This window comes from Pseudochelatococcus sp. B33, assembly GCF_053570585.1.
This window is the reverse complement of record NZ_JBSEFH010000002.1, coordinates 38,422-56,789: the sequence shown is the minus strand read 5'-3', so window position 1 is coordinate 56,789 and position 18,368 is coordinate 38,422. Positions and strand designations below refer to the sequence as shown.

16 protein-coding genes are annotated in these 18,368 nt (G+C 67.3%); 6 read left to right on the top strand and 10 right to left on the bottom strand.

The window, feature by feature from the left end; genetic code table 11:
- The first annotated feature begins 2 nt into the window (after positions 1 to 2).
- Positions 3 to 518, top strand: a complete 516-nt coding sequence (locus tag ACUSIJ_RS02195) for an acetone carboxylase subunit gamma (protein WP_449306722.1) — start codon at positions 3 to 5, stop codon at positions 516 to 518.
- Positions 519 to 688: 170 nt separating this feature from the next.
- Positions 689 to 2,980: a mechanosensitive ion channel family protein gene (locus ACUSIJ_RS02190; protein ID WP_449306721.1), complete on the top strand. Its 2,292-nt coding sequence runs from the start codon at positions 689 to 691 to the stop codon at positions 2,978 to 2,980.
- A 113-nt stretch (positions 2,981 to 3,093) separates the two neighbouring features.
- Here the strand turns inward: ACUSIJ_RS02190 and ACUSIJ_RS02185 are convergent, their stop codons facing one another.
- From ACUSIJ_RS02185 to ACUSIJ_RS02175, 3 genes are read right to left on the bottom strand one after another with little or no spacing between them, the layout of a single operon-like run.
- Positions 3,094 to 3,891: an ABC transporter ATP-binding protein gene (locus ACUSIJ_RS02185; RefSeq protein WP_449306720.1), complete on the bottom strand. Its 798-nt coding sequence runs from the start codon at positions 3,889 to 3,891 to the stop codon at positions 3,094 to 3,096.
- The gene (locus ACUSIJ_RS02180; protein ID WP_449306719.1) at positions 3,888 to 5,081 is read right to left on the bottom strand and encodes a FecCD family ABC transporter permease; all 1,194 of its coding nucleotides are present in this window, start codon (positions 5,079 to 5,081) and stop codon (positions 3,888 to 3,890) included. Before ACUSIJ_RS02180 ends, ACUSIJ_RS02185 begins: the two co-directional genes overlap by 4 nt.
- 13 nt (positions 5,082 to 5,094) lie before the next feature.
- The gene (locus ACUSIJ_RS02175) at positions 5,095 to 6,063 is read right to left on the bottom strand and encodes an energy transducer TonB (RefSeq protein WP_449306717.1); all 969 of its coding nucleotides are present in this window, start codon (positions 6,061 to 6,063) and stop codon (positions 5,095 to 5,097) included.
- Positions 6,064 to 6,468: 405 nt separating this feature from the next.
- Between ACUSIJ_RS02175 and hemH the strand changes: the two genes are divergently transcribed.
- Together hemH and ACUSIJ_RS02165 are read left to right on the top strand one after the other, a co-directional pair.
- Complete coding sequence (gene hemH, locus ACUSIJ_RS02170) at positions 6,469 to 7,530, top strand: ferrochelatase (protein WP_449306716.1); 1,062 nt, start codon at positions 6,469 to 6,471, stop codon at positions 7,528 to 7,530.
- 103 nt (positions 7,531 to 7,633) lie between these two features.
- Positions 7,634 to 8,623 (top strand): KpsF/GutQ family sugar-phosphate isomerase, encoded by a 990-nt coding sequence (locus ACUSIJ_RS02165; RefSeq protein WP_449306715.1) that lies wholly within the window; start codon positions 7,634 to 7,636, stop codon positions 8,621 to 8,623.
- A 7-nt stretch (positions 8,624 to 8,630) separates the two neighbouring features.
- Here the strand turns inward: ACUSIJ_RS02165 and ACUSIJ_RS02160 are convergent, their stop codons facing one another.
- The 6 genes from ACUSIJ_RS02160 to ACUSIJ_RS02135 form a co-directional block, all read right to left on the bottom strand.
- Entirely contained in the window at positions 8,631 to 9,497 is an 867-nt protein-coding gene (locus tag ACUSIJ_RS02160; RefSeq protein WP_449306714.1) for an isocitrate lyase/PEP mutase family protein, read from the bottom strand.
- 564 nt (positions 9,498 to 10,061) lie between these two features.
- Positions 10,062 to 10,913 (bottom strand): tellurite resistance TerB family protein, encoded by an 852-nt coding sequence (locus ACUSIJ_RS02155; protein WP_449306713.1) that lies wholly within the window; start codon positions 10,911 to 10,913, stop codon positions 10,062 to 10,064.
- A 152-nt stretch (positions 10,914 to 11,065) separates the two neighbouring features.
- Positions 11,066 to 12,841: an ABC transporter ATP-binding protein gene (locus ACUSIJ_RS02150; protein ID WP_449306983.1), complete on the bottom strand. Its 1,776-nt coding sequence runs from the start codon at positions 12,839 to 12,841 to the stop codon at positions 11,066 to 11,068.
- 161 nt (positions 12,842 to 13,002) lie between these two features.
- Entirely contained in the window at positions 13,003 to 13,665 is a 663-nt protein-coding gene (locus tag ACUSIJ_RS02145; RefSeq protein ID WP_449306712.1) for a class I SAM-dependent methyltransferase, read from the bottom strand.
- A complete protein-coding gene (locus ACUSIJ_RS02140) occupies positions 13,662 to 14,816 on the bottom strand; it encodes a glycosyltransferase family 4 protein (protein WP_449306711.1) in 1,155 nt (384 codons plus the stop codon). The genes ACUSIJ_RS02145 and ACUSIJ_RS02140 overlap by 4 nt, the downstream gene beginning before the upstream one ends.
- 1 nt (position 14,817) lies before the next feature.
- Positions 14,818 to 15,540: a fused DSP-PTPase phosphatase/NAD kinase-like protein gene (locus ACUSIJ_RS02135; protein WP_449306982.1), complete on the bottom strand. Its 723-nt coding sequence runs from the start codon at positions 15,538 to 15,540 to the stop codon at positions 14,818 to 14,820.
- Positions 15,541 to 15,813: 273 nt separating this feature from the next.
- On the opposite strand from ACUSIJ_RS02135, the gene ACUSIJ_RS02130 reads away from it, so the two are divergent.
- A complete protein-coding gene (locus tag ACUSIJ_RS02130) occupies positions 15,814 to 16,320 on the top strand; it encodes an N-acetyltransferase family protein (RefSeq protein ID WP_449306710.1) in 507 nt (168 codons plus the stop codon).
- Between the two features lie 239 nt (positions 16,321 to 16,559).
- Positions 16,560 to 17,102, top strand: a complete 543-nt coding sequence (gene ppa / locus ACUSIJ_RS02125; RefSeq protein ID WP_449306709.1) for an inorganic diphosphatase — start codon at positions 16,560 to 16,562, stop codon at positions 17,100 to 17,102.
- A 270-nt stretch (positions 17,103 to 17,372) separates the two neighbouring features.
- Here ppa and ACUSIJ_RS02120 read toward each other — a convergent pair whose 3' ends face one another.
- A complete protein-coding gene (locus tag ACUSIJ_RS02120; RefSeq protein WP_449306708.1) occupies positions 17,373 to 18,260 on the bottom strand; it encodes a ParB/RepB/Spo0J family partition protein in 888 nt (295 codons plus the stop codon).
- Positions 18,261 to 18,368: the final 108 nt, after the last annotated feature.

Here is an 18,368-nt window from a genome sequence, read left to right as displayed (position 1 = left end):
ACATGGCTTCCTACACCCGCACCAAGATCGCGGACCTGATCGACGGCACCATCGACCACGACACCCTGCACCAGATGCTCGCGACGCCCAAGGACCCCGACCGCTTCGTCACCTACATCGACATCCTGCAGGAGCGCGTGACGTGGGATGACCGCATCCTGCTGCCGCTCGGACCCAAGCTCTACATCGTCCAGCGCCGGGACACGAGGCAATGGGTGGTGCGCTGCGAATGCGGCCACGATTTCTGCGACGCGAGCGAGAACTGGAAGCTGCACGCGCGCGTGCGCGTGCGCGACACCCAGGCGGACCTCGAGGAAATCTATCCCAGGCTCATGGCCCCCACCGCCTCTTGGCAGGTGCTGCGCGAATATTACTGCCCGGACTGCGGCACGCTGCTCGACGTGGAGGCGCCGACGCCGTGGTACCCCGTCATCCACGATTTCGAGCCCGACATCGAAACCTTCTACCGCGACTGGCTGAACCTGCCGGTGCCCGAGCGCGCACCCGCCCCCGCATAACGGCGCCGCGCTCCCTCCCGTGCCCGACCGGGGAAGACGTCCGTGACGGTCTTCCCCGTTTTCGGGCCGCCTCATGCGCCCATTGACGCGCCGTCGGCGCCATCTCATACAGAGAGCCGGAACTGCCGGATTCAGCGCAGAACCGGAAGGGGTTGGGCGAGGTGAGGGCTTTGTCTTCCGATGTCACCGGAATCGTCGGATTTGTCTTCCTGCTGCTGATCTCCTGCGGCCAGATATTCTGCGGCCAGATATTCTGCGGCGAAGCCGCCGCGCAGGACGCGGCGACGCCGGACGGCCCGGCACGCACCGAGGCCGGCCAGCCGGCGCAAATGCAGCCGGCACAGGTGCGCCAGTTGCTCGACCTGCTCGCCGACCCCGCCGTACAGCAATGGCTGCAGCAGACGCGGGAACCGCCTGCCCCGGCGGCGGTCGATCTGCGCCACAGCACATCCGCGAGCCTCGCCCAGCGCATCATCCGCGCCCGCACGCACGTTCGGGATGTCATCGCCACATTGCCGCATCTGCCGGCCCGGATCGGCGAGGCCGGCGAGCGGCTGGTCCGCACCATCCGCGGCGACGGCACGACGTATGCGGGCGGGCTCGCCCTGGCGGCGTTCGCCCTCGGCGCGGCGGGGGCGTTCACGACGCGCCGATGGGGACGCGCAGCGACGCGCGAATGGCAGCAGGCCCATCCGGAGCCGCTCGGCAGGCTGCAGCGGCTCGGCCTGCGGCTGCTGATCGCCGCCCTGCCGGCCCTCGGTTTTCTGGCGGGCGTTCTGATCGCGCTCCTGCTGTTCGAATGGCCGCCGGTGCTGAAGAGCATCGCGGTCGCCTATGCGCTCGCGGTCATCGCCATTCTGCTCGCCCATTACGGGCTGCGGGTGCTTCTCGTCAATCCGGCGCCGGCCCGGCAGCCGGACAGCGACCCGGTGGAGGTGGCGGAGACGCAGGCCGAAGCGGAGGCATCCGGGCCGGACGCCGCCCCTTCCGCCGCCGACGCTCCCGCCGCCCCGCCGACCGAGCCGGCGAAAGCCGCCTTCTGGCACCGCCGGCTTGTTCTGTTCATCGGCTATTTCGCCCTCGCCGCCGCGACCATCGAAGCCCTGCGGGTGCTCGAAGCACCGCCGGTGTCAGTGCAGGCCTGCGCCTATCTGCTCGGCCTCGGCCAACTGGCGATCGGCCTCGTGTCCGTCTGGCAGCGTCCGGCCGGCGAGGTGGCGGGACGCAAGCATCTTGGAACCCGCGCGGTCAACATCCTCCTGACGGTGCTGGGCGTCGTTCTGTGGTGGCTGTGGGCGGCCGGGCTCACCGGGCTGTTCTGGCTGCTGGCGTTCGCCGTCACGCTGCCGGTCCTGGTCAGGGCTCTCGACTGGCGCGTCAGGCGTCTCCTGCGTCCGTCGAGCGGCGTCCATGCCGGCCACGCCAGCATGATCGAGGTCTGCATCACCCGCGGCGCGCGGCTGGCGCTGGTGATCGGCGCGGCATACTGGCTGTCCGAGGTTTGGGGCATCGACCTCATCGCCCTCACCAACGACGCCACCCCTCTGAAACGGCTGATGCGCGGCATTCTGAACGCGGTCATCACGCTCTTCTTCGCCGATTTCCTGTGGCAGCTCATCAAGGCCCTGATCGACGCGCGGCTGGCGCAGGCCGGTCCGCCCGGCGCGCATGGCGAGGAGGCACCGGCCACCTCCGGCTTCGGCCACGGCGACGATCCGGCGCGGCAGGCACGCCTGCGCACGCTGCTGCCGATCTTCCGCAATATCCTGCTGGTGGTGATCGCGGTGATCGCCATCATGATGGCGCTCTCGGGGCTCGGCGTCGAGATCGGGCCGCTGATCGCGGGCGCGGGCGTGGTGGGGGTTGCCGTGGGGTTCGGCTCCCAGACCCTGGTCCGGGACGTGATCAGCGGCATCTTCTACCTGCTCGACGACGCCTTCAGGGTCGGCGAATACATCCAGAGCGGCAATTACAAGGGAAGGGTCGAGTCGTTCTCGCTGCGCTCCGTCAAGCTGCGCCACCACCGTGGCCCGGTCTATACGGTGCCCTTCGGCCAGCTCGGCGCGGTGCAGAACATGAGCCGCGACTGGGTGATGGACAAGTTCACGTTCAACGTCGCCTACGACACCGATCTGGAGAAGGCGCGCAAGATCATCAAGACCATCGGCCAGCAGCTCGCGGAGGACCCCGCGCACGCGGCCAACATCCTGGAGCCGCTCAAGATGCAGGGCGTCGAGCAGTTCGGCGAATACGGCATCCAGATCAAGTGCAAGATGATGACGCGGCCGGGCGAGCAGTTCGTGCTCCGCCGCACGGCGCTGCGGCAGATCAAGCAGGCGTTCGACGAGGCCGGCATCAGCTTCGCCCTGCCGCGGGTCCATGTCGCGGGCAACGGCGACGCCGCGGCGGCGGCCAACCAGATCCGCGACAACATTGCCAGCGCGCGCGAGCAGGCGGGCTGAGGCGGCTCCTTCAGAGCGCTTTCCGGTCAAATGGAATCATTTGACCGACCGGAATTCGCTCAAAGCTAAAGAATCGCAGAGCATTTGCCGATCCAGTCAGATCGGCAAATGCTCTAGCGAGCCGCCGTGTCGGGCGCCACCGCCCGGTCCGTCAGCACGATGGGGAAGCCGCGCGAGCAGTGCTCCACCCTGCCCTCGATGCCGTAGGCGCGGCGCAGCAGCCCGGCGTCCATCACCGCGTCCGGCGCGCCCGCCGCCAGCACCCCGCCGCCGCCGAGCACCACGAGCTGGTCGCAGAAGCGCAGCGCCAGGTTGATGTCGTGGATCGCCATCAGGCAGATGGCGTTGTCCCCGCGGGTGATGGCGCGCACGGTCTCCAGCACGTTGAGCTGCCAGCGCAGGTCGAGCGCGCTCGTGGGCTCGTCGAGCAGCAGCAGCGGCGGCTTCCTCACCAGCACCTGGGCGAGCCCCACCATCTGCCGCTGGCCGCCCGACATCTCCGACAGCCGGCGCAGGGCAAGCGGACGCAGGTCGAGCGCCGTGAACACCGCATCGACCATCCGTTCGGCATCGAGCGACGACAGGTCGCCGCGCACGGCACGGAAGGCGCTCGTCACCGCCTCATAGGCCACGAGCGAGGTCGGCTGCGGCAGGGCCTGCGACAGATAGCCCACGAGCCGCACCCGGCGCGTCAGCGGCAGACGCGCGAGATCGGTATCCCCGAGCAGGATGCGCCCGCTCGCCGCCCGCAAGCCGGCGATGGCCTTGAGCAGCGTCGACTTGCCCACCGCGTTCGAGCCCACCACCGCGACGAGCGAACCGGCCGGCAGGGGGCCGATGTCGAGATGGTCGAGGACCGGCTTGCGGCCATAGCCGACGCTGACGTCCTCGAGGGTGAGCGCGCCGCTCATGCGCGCCTCCGCTGGCTGAGGATCAACCCCATGAACAGGGGAATGCCGACGAGCGACGTGACGATGCCGACCGGCAGGATGAGGCCGGGCACGATCAGCTTGCTCGCGATGGACGCGAGCGACAGCACCAGGGCGCCCGCGAGCGCGGCTCCCGGCAGATAGAACCGGTGATCCTCGCCGAGCGCGAGGCGCGCGATGTGCGGGCCGACGAGACCGATGAAGCCGATGGTGCCGACGAAACACACCGCCACCGCGGCGAGCAGGCTCACGCGCAGCATGACGACGAGCCGCAGCCTCTCCACCGGGATGCCGAAACTGCGCGCATGGTCCTCGCCGCCGCGCAGCGCCGTCATGGCCCACACCTGCGTCATCGACAGCGGCAGGCACAGGGCGAGCACCGCGGCGACGATGGCGATCTTGTCCCAGGTGGCGCGCGTCAGGCTGCCCATGTTCCAGAACACCACCTGCTGCAGCGCGTCGGTATCGGCGATGAACTGGATCAGCGCGGTGAGCGCGTTGAGCACGAACACCATGGCGATGCCGAACAGCACCACCGTGTCGACGGTGGCACCGTAAAGCCGCGACAGGGCCTGGATGAGCATGGTCGAGCCGACGGCGAAGACGAAGGCGCCGAGCGCCACCCCGTAGTTCTGGTCGAGCCAGGCAGGCAGGACGTTGAACACGATGACGACCGAGGCGCCCAGCATCGCCGCCGCCGAGACGCCGAGCGTGAACGGGCTCGCGAGCGCGTTGTTGAGCACGGTCTGCATCTCCGCCCCGGCAAGCCCGAGCGCCGCGCCGACGAGCACCGCCATCACCGCATAGGGCAGGCGCACGTCCCACAGGATCACCGCCTGCGAACGGGTAAGGGTGGAGGAATCCACAAGGCCGCGCAGGATGTCGGCGGCGGCGAGATTCGACGTGCCGGTGGCGACGTCCGCCAGGAACGAGAACCCGAGCGCCACGGCAAGACCCACGAGGAGCGCCACCCTCGCCGCGACGAAGCGGCGGTATTGCCGCGCCAGCCCCTCCGCCGCTCCGCCCGGATCGGCGGAGGGGCTGCGATTCCCTGATTTGAGCGAATTCTCGTCGATCGAACGATTCCGTTCGACCGGAAAGCGCTCTGGCCCGACAGCGGAGGTGTCCTCCACCGGCCGGGCAAGGGCGGCCTCATCGCGAGACACGGTCATCGACGCTTTCAATTCATCTCAAATGGAAACGGAGGGGCACGGTGATCGGTATGCGGTTGCCGGGAACCGAATCCGGAATCCGCGGGAACGGCGACGCACGCCTTATCCACGCATGCGCGTCCTCGTCAAGCAGCGGAAAACCGGTGCCGCTCAGGAGCCTGAACGACAGCACGTTGCCGTTGCGGTCGATCTCGAACCTCACGCGCGCCACGCCCTCCTCGCCACGCTGCCGCGCCGCCGGCGGATAGCGCTTGTGGCGGTTTATGTGCGCCATCAGGCTGCTGCGCCACGACGCCGGCGCCGCCGACAGGTTCGCGGCACCGCCGGAAGACGGGGCGGCCGAGCGGGGACCGGGCTGGCCGCGGGAACTCTGCGGCGCCGTGGTGCGCTGGGCCGGCGGACGCTCGACATTGCGTCGCGGCTGGGCCCTGGGCTTCTCCTGCTTCACGGGCCTGGGCCTCGCTTCCGCCTTCGGCTTGGGTTCCGGCTTGGGCTTCTCCGCGATCACGGGACGCGGCGGCGGAGGCGGCGGCAGCGTCACCGCCGGATCGGGCACCGGCGGCGTCTCGACGATCTCGGGCTCGATCGGCTCCGGCTCGGGCTCCGGCGGCAGCGGCTCCGGAATCGGCTCGGGCTCCGGAACCGGTTCCGGCACGACTTCGGGTTCCGGTTCCGGTTCCGGCTGGACGTCCTCGACGGGCGGCGCCTCCTCCATCTCGGGCAGATCCTCCATGGGCGGGGCTTCCTCGGCCTGCGGGCCGGGGTCGGCGTCCTCGGAGGCGATGTCCGGCGCACCGGCGGGCATGAGGTCGATCATCATCACCGGCGCCGGTTCCCCGGCAGGCGGCTCGGCCGTCTTCCAGGCATTGACCAGCGCCACCAGACCGCCATGGACCGCCACCACCAGAACGGCGGCCAGCACCCAGCGCAGCAAGGCGTTCGGATCTGGCCCGTCGTCATGGTGAAAGGTAACAATACTCATCCCGCCGCCACTCATATCAGCGCGGATACATCTGCCCGCGCAACGATGGTCCGCCCACACAATCGCGTGTGTCGCGCGTATGCCGCGCATCGGTTTCCGATCAAGGTCGGGCCAACAAGTAAACGGCGCGGGTCCAAGAATCAAGGAAAATTGACAAGTGATTTCAGCGCGTTAGAAGTTTAGAAGCGTGAAAGACTGCCGAAAAAGCGCCCTGTTCAAAGTCGGTTACAGAGCCAGCATTCTTCCGGCCACCGCATTTGCCGCGTCCGTCATGGTTGGATTGGCGGCGAATTCGCATTACAAGCGCGTGATCTCGCCGAACATGCTGCTTCCTCGGCCCGTCGATCGCTTGGCAGGCCGCGGCGCGGCTCGCCGCTTCCGGCGAGGGCCGAACGCACCAGGGACATGACGATGGCTTCATCCACTGCCGCATCCGCCGATGCCTTCCCCGTATTCGAGGGCGGCCGCATCGGCGTGCTGCTGCTCAATCTGGGCACGCCCGAGGCCACCGATTACTGGTCCATGCGCCGGTATCTGAAGGAGTTCCTGTCCGACCGGCGGGTGATCGAAACCTCGCGGCTGATCTGGTGGCCGGTGCTCAACCTGATCGTGCTCACCAAGCGGCCCGGCCCCAAGGGGCGCGACTACGACAGCATCTGGAACAGGGAGCGCGACGAGTCGCCGCTCAAGACGATCACCCGCGCCCAGGCAGAGAAACTCGGCCGGATCATCGACGCGACCGCGCCCGAGGCGGGCGCGCAGATCACCATAGACTGGGCCATGCGCTACGGCCTGCCCAGCATCAAGGACCGCCTGCAGGCGCTTCTCGACACGGGCTGCGACCGCATCCTGCTGGTGCCGCTCTATCCGCAATACGCGGCCGCGACCTCGGCCACCGCCTGCGACAAGGCGTTCGAGGCGCTGATGACGATGCGCTGGCAGCCGACGGTGCGGGTGAGCCCGCCCTATTACGACGACCCGGTCTACGTCGGCGCGCTGGCGGCGAATCTGCGCCGGGCGCTGGCGGGGCTCGACTTCGAGCCCGAGAGGATCCTCGCCTCGTTCCACGGCGTGCCCAAGAGCTACATCCTGAAAGGCGACCCCTACCGCAGCCAGTGCGAGCGCACGCACGCGCTGCTGTGCGAGGCCCTCGGGCTGTCGCCGGAACGGCTCATGCTCACGTTCCAGTCGCGCTTCGGCAACGAGGAATGGCTGACGCCCTATACCGACGAGACCGTCAGGGGACTTGCGGAAAGCGGCGTGAAGCGGCTTGCCGTCATCACCCCCGGGTTTTCGGCGGATTGCCTCGAGACATTGGAGGAAATCGCGGTGGAGAACCGCGACATCTTCCTGAAGCACGGCGGCGAACGGTTCGCGGCGATCCCCTGCCTCAACGATTCCCCCGAGGGCATGCAAGTCATCGCCCATATCGTGCGCCGCGAGCTTCGCGGCTGGATCGACATCTGAGCGTGGTGCGAGATTCGAGTGTTGTGCGAGATCCGAGACGGATGATTGCGGCGAAGCCTGAGCCGGGATACATATGCCGCCTTTGCAGGAGAAACACCCGATCATGCCGGCAGCCCGTCAAGCGCCTTTCGACGCCCTCTCCTCGGCGCTCGCGACCATCGACATCGAGCGCCGCGGCCTCGATGAGCTCACCCAGGCGCTGTCGAACGGGCTCGGCAACCCCTTCCGGGACGCGATCGCGCGCATCCGCGCCGCCTCGGGCCGCGTGATCGTCACCGGCATGGGCAAGTCCGGCCATGTCGCCCGCAAGATCGCCGCGACACTGTCCTCCACGGGCACGCCCGCCTATTTCGTCCATCCCTCCGAGGCGAGCCACGGCGATCTCGGCCAGATCCAGACCGACGACATCGTGCTCGCCCTGTCGTGGTCCGGCGACACGGCGGAGCTGTCTGCGATCCTCACCTATGCCAAGCGGTTCGACATCGCCGTCATCGCCATCACCTCCAACGGCGAATCGGAACTCGGCCGCGCCGCCGATGTCGGCCTGATCCTGCCCAAGGTGCAGGAAGCCTGCCCCAACGGCCTCGCGCCCACCACCTCCACCACCATGCAGCTCGTGATCGGCGATGCGCTCGCCATCGCGCTCATCGAGGCGCGCGGGTTCTCGGCCCAGGATTTCAAGGTGTTCCATCCCGGCGGCAGGCTCGGCGCGCAGCTGCGCTTCGTGCGCGATGTGATGCACACCGGCGACCGGCTGCCGCTCGTGGGCACGGGCGCGCCCATGGCGCAGGCGCTGGTCGAGATGAGCGCCAAGGGCTTCGGCTGCGTGGTGGTCGTCAACCCCGACGGAACGCTCGCCGGCATCGTCACCGACGGCGACCTGCGCCGCCACATGGCGAACGACCTGCCGGCGCGGCGCGTCGACGAGGTGATGACCCGCGCCCCCAAGGTGATCGCCCCCGACACGCTGGCGGGCGAGGCGCTGCAGATCATCGAGCGCACCAAGGTGGGCGCGCTGATCGTGGCGGACGAGGACGGCCACCCCCTCGGCATCGTCCACATCCTCGATCTCGTGCGCACGGGCACGGTGTAGGCTTCCGTCAGTCGCTGAGGCGGCGCTTGCGGCCCTTGCGCAGATCCTGACGGAAGAACTGGTTGATCTGCGAGAAGGGCACCGCGTCCCGCAGGGTGGAGAAGCTGCCCTGGCCCGCGACCTCGTCAGCGGCCCGGATGAAGCCGCTCCAGGCGGCGCGGCACATCCCCGAGCCGCTGCTGAGCCACCGCACGCCCAGATCGGCATAGTTCTTGACGCTCAGACCGCATTCCGGCTCCACCACGATGCTCACCGGACGCGGCGCCACGGCCTTGACCAGGGCAATGATCGCCTCCGGATCGATGACGCCCGGCGCGTGCACGGCCTCCGCCCCCGCCGCGACGTAGGCGGTAAGCCGGTCAATGATGCCCGACAGCGACTCCTCGTGATTGTTGGTCAGCCGCTCGACGCCGGCGATCAGCGTCACGCCGGCGGCGCTGGCGTCGATGGCGGCGCGCGCCGCCCTGATGCGCTCGACCGCAAGCTCCAGCGGATAGAACGGCCGCTGGTGATCCGGCGTCGTGTCCTCGATCATGATGCCGGCGACGCCCGTATCGATGCACAGGATGACGTTGCGCGCGACGTCCTCCGGCTCATGGGCATAGCCGGATTCGAAATCGGCGATCACCGGCAGGTCGGTGGCCTCCACGATCTCGCGGATATGCTTGAGCATGACCTCGCGCGGCACGGCCCAGTCCGTATCGGGAAAACCGTCGGCGAAGGCGATGCCGGCACTCGTCGTGGACAGCGCCTTGAAGCCGAGATGCTCCAGATAGCGCGCGCTGCCGACATTCCACGGATTGGGCAGGACATAGGTGCCGGACGATTCGTTCAGCTTGCGGAAGGCCCGACGACGTTCATGGATGGTGGTCACCACATGCCTCCATAAGCCAGAACCTGCGAAACCGGAACCTGCAGCCACCAGCGGGCGGCCACTCTTTTTCGACCCTTCATCCCAGCGCATCGATATTCTGCTGTGATCATCCTCACCTGTCCAAAGTCTCCCTCCTGCCAGCATGCGCGCTCCCGGAGGGGTTGCCCCATAACCTCACCGTTCCCAACCCTCGGGCCGGAAAAAACGAAGGGAGCGCAGCCTCATCGGCCCGCTCCCCGCTATGCAACCGTCGCCAGATACCGCAAGCGGCGCTCCGCACGGGCGCACGCCGCGCCCCACGCACAACGGCGCCAGGCACAGGCGCGGCAACCGCCGCCGGGCAGGTCGGATACTGGCGTCATCGGCGTCTTTCCGGGCGCTTGCATGCGCTCGTTATGGCGTTTCCATCCCTGACACAATCCCCGGAACGGGCTCCGAAATCAACAGGTAGAGAGTTGCGCACAACGCTGTTCACGGTTGCGCCGAGGGGAAACCCCGAGGGGGGATATGCCCCCCGGGAACGGCTCACGCGAAAGCCGCGAGAACGCGCGAACGCGCGAACGGTCAGGCGGCGTCCCGCTTGGCGGCGAGAGCGGCCGCGTCGATATGGGCGACGAGTTCCGGCGCCAGCGACAGCGCCTCGGCAAGCTCCGCCAGAAAGGCCTGCTCGTTCTCGGTGTCGGGCTCGATGGCGAGGCGCGCCGCCGCATAGATCTCCACGGCGAGCGCCTCGCTGGTCGCGGCGGACGCGAGCTGGGTGATCGAGGCCGGATTGGCGAACTCGCGATCGAGGAACTTCGCCGCCTCCGCCTGGAACCCGACCTTGGTCAGATTGCCGATGATCCGCCCGCGCTCCTCGGTGTCGATCTGCCCGTCGGACGCAGCGGCGGCGATGGTGGCGCGCAGGAGCACCAGAGCCGTATCCTGCGAGGCGGCTTCCGCGCCGAAGGCGGAGGCCGCGGGCGGCGGCGTGATCGGTTCGGCGGCCGCTGCCGGAGGCTGGTCGTTCTGCCAGGCCTGATAGGCCTTGTAAGCCAGCCCGCCGATGAGGGCGATGCCGCCCAGACTCGCGGCCGACGAGGTGATGGACCTGCCCGAGGCGCGCGAGCCGAGCAGCAGGCCCGCCAGCCCGCCCGCCACGGCGCTGGCGATATTGCGCCCCTGCGGCGTGTTCAGGTACTCGCGCGCCTGCGCGACGAGATCGGCGCCGGCCTCGGTGACCGAGCCCGGCTGGCCGTCCTGCTTGCCGGTCAGCTGTCCGACCACGCTGCCGAGCAGATCACCGACGCCATCGAAAGCGCCGGCCGAGGAAGCGTCTTCCGGGAGCGTGCCGGCCGAACCGGAAGGAGCGCGCGCGGAGGGTCCCGCTGCCGCCGAACCGATGAGCGCATCAAGTAGCTTCTTTGCATCAAGCATGAACAGCTCCTGTGGTTAATGACGTATTAACCTAAGAGGAGCGCGTCCATTTCACCAGTAATTTATTTTTCTGGACAGAACTATCTTGTCCACCGGACTTGCATGTCGTCACAATAATGTAAATCCGGGCCGGATAAGCTATTGTCCGACTTTCATATTTTGTCGGCTTCCCCAGTATCGTCGGTGAGCTGCAGGCGTTGCAGGCGCGCGTATATGCCGCCGTGCGCCACGAGCTCGTCGTGGGTGCCGCGCTCGACGATCCGCCCCCTGTCCATCACCAGAATGAGGTCCGCGCGGCGCACCGTCGACAGCCGGTGGGCGATGACCAGCGTCGTGCGCCCGGCCGAGAGGCGCGCCAGCGCATCCTGCACGAGGCGCTCGGCCTCGGCGTCGAGGGCGCTCGTCGCCTCGTCGAGCATCAGGACGGGAGCATCCTTCAGGATGGCGCGGGCCAGCGACACGCGCTGGCGCTCGCCGCCGGACAGGCGCGAGCCGGCCGTGCCCACACGCGTGTCGTAGCCTTCGGGCAAGGCGGCGATGAAGTCATGCGCGGCGGCGGCGCGCGCCGCCGCCGCGATTTCCTCCTGCGTCGCGCCGGGCTTGCCGAAGCCGATATTGGCGCGGATGGTATCGTCGAAAAGCACGACCTCCTGGGAAACCACGGCGATGTGGGCGCGCAGGCTGGCGAGCGTGACGTCGCGCACGTCCTGCCCGTCGATCAGCACCGCGCCCTCGGACACGTCGTAGAGACGCGGCACCAGCGCCATGAGGCTCGATTTGCCGGAGCCCGAGCGGCCGACGAGCGCCGTCATCCTGCCGGCCGGCAGGTCGATCGTGATACCGTCGAGAGCCGTCACGTCGTCGCGGTAGCCGAACCGCACGTCACGGAACGCGATGCTGCCGGGACCGGGCTTAAGAGGATGCGCGCCCGCGCGATCGACGATGGTCGGCGGCACGTCGAGGATGTCGTAGTAGCGGCGCAGCGCCGCCATGGCTTCTTGCACGATGGCGTTGAGATTGCCGATGGAGCGTACGGGCTGGGCGGCCATCAGGAGGGCGGTGATGAAGCCCGTGAACTCGCCGACCGTGCTGCGTCCCTCCACGATGCGCCAGCCGATCAGCACCAGCACAAGGGCCACGGCCACGCCGCTGCCGATCTCCAGCAGGGGGTCGAGCCGCCCGCGCGCGTTGGCGGCCTTGATCTTGAGGTCGCGCACCGTCGCGAACGCCCGTGCCGCGCGGCCCTTGAGGTAGCCTTCCAGCCCGAAGACCTTGGCGACCTTCGCGCCGGCCAGACTCTCCGACACCAGATTGGCCATGGCGCCGATCTCCTCCTGCGTCGAGGTGGCGACGCGGCGCAGTTTCCGGCCGAGCCGCGCCACCGGCTGGGTGACGAACGGGGCGACAAGCCCGGCGACGAGGGTCAGCGTCGGGTCGATCCAGAGCATGGCGGCGACGAGCGCCACCACGGTCGCGCCATCGCGCAGCAGCACCGTGAAAATCCGCGTCAGCGCCTCCTTGATATAGGCGAAATCCGTGGTGAAGCGCTGGGTGAGCGTCGCCGGGCTCTCTCGGCCGAGCTGCGCCAGGTCGGCGTCGATCAGGTGCGTGTAGAGCGCGGTCTGCATGTCGGCCTCGATGCGCGCGATCACCCGGTTGGTCAGCACGGTCTGGCCGAGAAGCGCGAAACCCTTGATGCTGGTGATGAGGATGACGAAGATCGGCGCCAGCATGACGGCGCTGGCGTCGCGCGCCGTGAACGCGTCGTAGGCTTCCTTGATCAGGATGGGATAGAGCGCGGTCGCGGCGGCGATGACCCCGATCAGGGCCAGCACCAGGCCGAGCGCCGCGCGGTGGGGGCGCGCCCACTCCCGCCACAGCCGGCGGATGGTCGGCACGGTATCGCCGCGCCTGAACGCCGGCGGCATCAGCCGCGCCAACAGCGGGTCGCGAACCGGCCGCATGCCGGATGAGCCATCCGGAGACGATTCGGGGCTTTCGGGGGACTTGTTCATCATCGCTCCGGCTTCACAGGCAATGCCACGCGGAAGCGAAGGGCCGCGGCGGCATTTCATTCGTCGACTTACTATCAGCTCTGCCCATCGTCCCGCCGCAGCGCCCAGACCTGGGCAACCTTGATTTCCGCATCTTCGAGTTCCCGCGTCACCGGCACCCTGTAGGTGGCGAGCGAGGTCAGCTTTTCACGCGGCAGATAGGCGCGGCCGGGGTCGCCGATGAGCACCAGCGCGCCGCGATCGTGCAGCCGCCCAAGCCACGCCATGACGTCAGCCGCAAGATCGCGCTCATAGCAGATATCGCCGGCCAGCACGACCTCCCACCCTTCATCGGCACCGAGGAGGTTGGCCTGCCGGGGTGTGACCATCACTTCATTAGCCGACGCATTGATGCCGATGGCCTCGATCGCGAACGGATCGATATCGACCGCCTCGACCTCTTCGGCTCCGGCTTTCGCGGCGGCGATGGCGACGAGGCCGGAGCCGGAGGCGAAATCGAGCACGCGCCTGCCCGCCACGGTCCGGGGATGATCGAGCAGATAGCGCGCCAGCGCCTGCCCGCCGGCCCACGCGAAGGCCCAGAACGGCGGCGGCAGGCCGATCTGCCCCAGCTCCTCCTCGGTCTTGCGCCATAGCGCCGTTGCCTCGTCGGCGACGTAAAGCGCGATTTCCGGCGCGTGCGGCGTCGCAATGAGCCGTGTGTGTTCCCGGATGAACGCCGCGCGGTCCGCGATCATGGCCGCCTCCCGTCGCCCCGGCCCTTGTCGAGCAGGCCGGTATAAAGCGCCTTGACCGTTTCCATGACATGGCGCTCGGTAAACCCCCCGATCACGCGCGCTCGCGCCGCCTCCCCCATTCGCTGCACGGCGCCGCGATCTTTCGCCAGCGAAATAAAGGCCTGCGCCAGCGCGTCGCCATCGCCCGGCGGCACGATGATTCCCTCGATGCCGTTGCGCACAAGGCGGCGGCATCCCGGCACGTCGGTCGTCACGATGGCGCGCCCGCTCGCGCCGGCTTCCAGCAGCGTGCGCGGCAGCCCCTCCCCTCCGCGCGACGGCAGACAGGCAACCTCATGGCTGCGCCAGACCGCCGCGACGTCCCGCGTCGGCCCGTGCCATGTCACGCCGGGCAGCGCATCCCACTGGCGCAGCGTCTCCTCCGGCACGGCGCGGGGGTTGGAAGGGTCCGGCGCGCCATAGAGCGACAGGCTGACCGCGGCACCGGCCGCCCTGGCGCGCGACAACGCCTCGACCGCGATATCGATCCCCTTGGACCAGAGCATGCGCGCGACCACGGCGATCCGCAAATCCCCGGCGGTCTCCACGGGAACGGCCGGAAACTGCGCGGGGTCGACTCCCGCGCCGCCCGCCAGCGCCACCCGGCTCCGGTCGCGCGGATCGAGCCCCAGCGCGACGGCGTCGTCCTCGTTCTCGAACAGATAGCGGGTGCGGGGCCCATCGAGAAAAATCCGCCGGAAGCCGCGCACGAACCACCGCGCCGTCCGTCCCACGTGGTCCTGCCGCGCCCCCAGAAAGCCTAGCCCGGTGAGTGCATACACGGCCGCCGCGCCGCGCGGCGCCGCAAAGCCGCCAAGGACGATCGAGCGCAGCGCGATGCAATGCACGATATCAGCACGTTCCTCACGCAATACCCCTCGCAGGGCGACCAACGCGCGAAACACCGCGAGCGGGTTGAGGCTGCGCCTTTCCGCGTCGAACGCGACGACGCGCGCACCGACCGCCTCGATGGCGGCCCGGTGATCGCGCACGCGCGCCACCACGGTCACCCGAAAGCCGAGCTCCCGCGCCGCCCGCGCCATGGGCAGAAAATGGGAGACGAAGAACCAGTCCTCCGTTACCAGAAAAACGATATGAGGCGGCAGATTCATCTCATTCCCGTTTCATGAGGCGGTCGACCAGAAGCCCGGACCAGAAGCCGGCGCGAAAGCGCGACTTTAATTTAACCGGCTCATAAACGGTCTCCACCCACGTCGGGAAATCGAGCCCCTTGGCCTCCCCCTCCTCCCGGTAGAGATCGAAAAACGCATCGAGAATGCCGGTCTTGGCGAAGCGGAAATGCCCGTAACGCAGCGACAGCTGCGCTGCGGCCTCATCGACGGATGCCCCCTCCTGGAGAACGAGATAGAGCGCCGACATGAATCCCGCCCGGTCGGCGCCGGACTTGCAATGCACGAGGACCGGATACTCGAGAGATTGAAAAAATTCTTTAGCCGACGCAATTGTTTCCTTTGCCGGCGCCTCGCGCGAGCGCACGACGAACTCCGTCAACACCAATCCGTGCGTGGCGCAGGCGTCCCGCTCCAGCGGCCAGGAGCCGTACTCCCGCCCTCCCCGCAGATTGACGATGGTGCGCACGCCGCTTTCGGCGATACGCCCGATATCCGCGGGGGACGGCTGGGCAGCACGCCAGAACTTGTCGCTGACCCGGTGCCGATTGAGATAGACGACCCGGAATATGCCGTGGTCGACGAACAGCATGTTCAGATACGCCCTGATCCGGTCCCAAGGACCGGTGATGGGCGCGTCCCAGCGCTTGATCCGCGCCATACGCCGGGCGAACCGGGCTTCAGGCTTCAGGAAACGGTTGAACACGTTGCTCCGGCATCCACGGTGGCACCCTCCGCTGCCAGAAGGGACTGCGGTAGCCTTGCCCGTCCGGCGCCGGCGGGCGCACAATTCCAAACACACTTCAGACGGACGCATGACCTGAACACGTGATTTGACCGCATGCATCCGATCGGCTCGTGGTCAACGGCATAGCAGGCCGGGCGCCGGTTCACAACTCGCATGAAATTTTATTCATGGACGGGTTGTTACCGGCTTTGCATCTTGTCGGGCGATGCGCGGCATTCTAGACTTCTCTCCATGAACGAGGTCGTTATCAGCATCCGTGCCGCGCGACCGTCAGACGCCTCGGCGCTGGCGGCGGTGCACGATGCGTCCTGGCGGGAAGCCTATCGCGGCATCGTCCCCGGCGTGGCGCTGGAGAGGATGATCGCCTATCGCGGTCCGCGCTGGTGGCGGCGCACGGCGGGACACACGCGCAGCCTGATCGTGCTCGATCTCGGCAATCGCATTGCGGGTTACGCCAGTTTCGGCCCAAGCCGCAGCATATCTCTTCCGCAACAGGGCGAGATCGACGAGCTTTATCTCGATCCGGTCTTCCAGGGGCTCGGGCTCGGCACACAGCTTTTCGCCACCGCCCGGCGCGAGCTCGCCGCCAGCGGCTGCAAGGGGCTACTGACATGGGCGCTGCAGGACAACGAAAGGGCCTGCCAGTTCTATGAACGGCTCGGCGGTCGCACGGCGGCGTTGGAGACGATACGCATAGGCGGAAAACCCCTCGCACGCGTGGCCTACGTCTTTCCCTGACCCTCACCGCGCGTCTCCGGCGGTCGGCATTCCATCCGCCCCCTTCTCCCAAAAGCCAACTTTACTTTCTGCATTCATGCTGTAGAAAGACGCGCCGTCGATTGTCAGAATTGTGCCGTCACAGTGCCCGCCCGGGCCTGTGCCTCGCGCTCCTGCTTCGACATTTGACCACGGTCCGCCGCGTCCTGCGCAGCCCGGGTGCGCGCAATGCGGCATCCTTCCATCCAGGAGTTCACATCATGCGTCTAGAGGCCATTCCGATCGGCAAGAATCCCCCTCACGAAGTCAATGTCGTCATCGAGGTGCCGATCGGCGGCGAGCCCATCAAATACGAACTGGACAAGGCATCCGGCACGCTGTTCGTCGACCGCTTCCTCTATACGCCGATGCGCTATCCGGGCAATTACGGCTTCATCCCGCACACGCTTTCCGGCGACGGCGACCCGGCGGACGTGCTCGTCGTCAACACCCGTGCCCTTCTGCCCGGTTCGGTGATATCCGTGCGCGTGGTCGGCGTGTTGCTGATGGAAGACGAGTCCGGCCAGGACGAGAAAATCATCGCCGTGCCGTCGAGCAAGCTCACCCGCCGCTACGACCGCGTCCATAACTATGCCGACCTGCCCGAGATCACACTGGAGCAGATCGAGCATTTCTTCGCCCATTACAAGGATCTCGAAAAGAACAAATGGGTCAAGATTGTGCGCTGGGGTAACGCCGAGGAGGCGCAGAAACTGATCGAGGAAGCCGTCGAACGCGCCGCAGCCGAGAAAACGGAAGGCTAAAGCAGTTTGCGTTTGATTTGATACTCAAATTAAACGCAAACTGCGGAAAACGATAGAAATGAGAGCGGGTTGCGCAACAGACCCTGATTCAGTAACGATGCAACCCGCTCTAAGACCTCGTTTAGGATAGGTCCGTCGGGCGATTCAGCGGGAATGACAGGGTATGCACGAGCGGGAGGCCTCTTTGAAGCGGCGTTCCGCTCATTCTTCTCGGATGCTTGCTTTTCGGATGTGTGTCCGTCAGATCATTCCATTTGATCCGAAAGTGCTTTAGCCGCGAAGCCGCCGGCAAAGGCCATCGAGTTGCTCGAGCGTCTTGTACCGCAGGCGGACTTCCCCGCCGTTGGACTTGTGGGCGATCGATACCGACAGGCCGAGCACCTCCTCCAGCGCCTGCTCCAGGGCGCGGGTGTCCGGATCCTTCTCCGGTCGTGCCCGCTGCGGCTCGGATGCCGTGCCCGCCCCGGCATTTGCCTCCTGCTGGGCGATTCTCTCGACATCCCGAACCGTCAGCCCCCGTTCGATGACCTGCCGTGCCACCGCCTCGGGATTGCTGACGGCAAGCAATGCCCGCGCGTGCCCGGCGGACAGCAGACCGTCGTTGACGAGCTGCTTGATCGCCTCCGGCAGCTTCACCAGCCGCAGGGTATTGGCGACGTGGCTGCGGCTTTTACCGATCGCCTGGGCCAGATCATTCTGCGAATAGTTGAACTCGGCGATGAGCTGTTCGTAGCCGGTGGCTTCTTCGAGGGGGTTGAGATCCGTGCGCTGTACGTTCTCGATGATGGCGATCTCGAGCGCCACGCGGTCGTCAGCCTCGACGACGACGATCGGCACCTGATGAAGATTGGCCCGCTGCGCCGCGCGCCACCGCCGTTCGCCGGCGATGATTTCGTAAACATCGGCAACGCCGCGCACGGAACGAACGACGATCGGCTGTATCAGCCCGCGCTCGCGGATCGAAGCCGCAAGATCGTCCAGGGAGTCGGTATCAAAGATCTTTCGCGGATTGCGAGGGTTGGCGCGCAGAAACTCGATCGGCACGCGCTGAAGCCCCGCGGTTGACGGCCGGCCGTTATCGCCGAACTCTCCGCCGATGTCGCCGATCAGGGCCGCCAGCCCGCGCCCCAGCCGAGAACGGTTCGTATCATCTGCCATATCGCTCTCCATAATAGGCGCGCGCCTATAGCGTTTTCAGGCGAAGTGGATACCGCTTCGCGTGAGGAAAACGCGTCAAACCAAACAACCAGAGCGTTTCAGCGTTTC

What these genes read in the sequence shown, in the direction of transcription:
- ACUSIJ_RS02175 (WP_449306717.1), bottom strand. Translation starts at nt 6,063, where the DNA reads ATGAGTATTGTTACCTTTCACCATGACGACGGGCCAGATCCGAACGCC.
- ACUSIJ_RS02195 (WP_449306722.1), top strand. Translation starts at nt 3, where the DNA reads ATGGCTTCCTACACCCGCACCAAGATCGCGGACCTGATCGACGGCACC.
- hemH (WP_449306716.1), top strand. Translation starts at nt 6,469, where the DNA reads ATGACGATGGCTTCATCCACTGCCGCATCCGCCGATGCCTTCCCCGTA.
- ACUSIJ_RS02155 (WP_449306713.1), bottom strand. Translation starts at nt 10,913, where the DNA reads ATGCTTGATGCAAAGAAGCTACTTGATGCGCTCATCGGTTCGGCGGCA.
- ppa (WP_449306709.1), top strand. Translation starts at nt 16,560, where the DNA reads ATGCGTCTAGAGGCCATTCCGATCGGCAAGAATCCCCCTCACGAAGTC.
- ACUSIJ_RS02140 (WP_449306711.1), bottom strand. Translation starts at nt 14,816, where the DNA reads ATGAATCTGCCGCCTCATATCGTTTTTCTGGTAACGGAGGACTGGTTC.
- ACUSIJ_RS02180 (WP_449306719.1), bottom strand. Translation starts at nt 5,081, where the DNA reads ATGACCGTGTCTCGCGATGAGGCCGCCCTTGCCCGGCCGGTGGAGGAC.
- ACUSIJ_RS02130 (WP_449306710.1), top strand. Translation starts at nt 15,814, where the DNA reads ATGAACGAGGTCGTTATCAGCATCCGTGCCGCGCGACCGTCAGACGCC.
- ACUSIJ_RS02120 (WP_449306708.1), bottom strand. Translation starts at nt 18,260, where the DNA reads ATGGCAGATGATACGAACCGTTCTCGGCTGGGGCGCGGGCTGGCGGCC.
- ACUSIJ_RS02145 (WP_449306712.1), bottom strand. Translation starts at nt 13,665, where the DNA reads ATGATCGCGGACCGCGCGGCGTTCATCCGGGAACACACACGGCTCATT.
- ACUSIJ_RS02185 (WP_449306720.1), bottom strand. Translation starts at nt 3,891, where the DNA reads ATGAGCGGCGCGCTCACCCTCGAGGACGTCAGCGTCGGCTATGGCCGC.
- ACUSIJ_RS02150 (WP_449306983.1), bottom strand. Translation starts at nt 12,841, where the DNA reads ATGCCGCCGGCGTTCAGGCGCGGCGATACCGTGCCGACCATCCGCCGG.
- ACUSIJ_RS02165 (WP_449306715.1), top strand. Translation starts at nt 7,634, where the DNA reads ATGCCGGCAGCCCGTCAAGCGCCTTTCGACGCCCTCTCCTCGGCGCTC.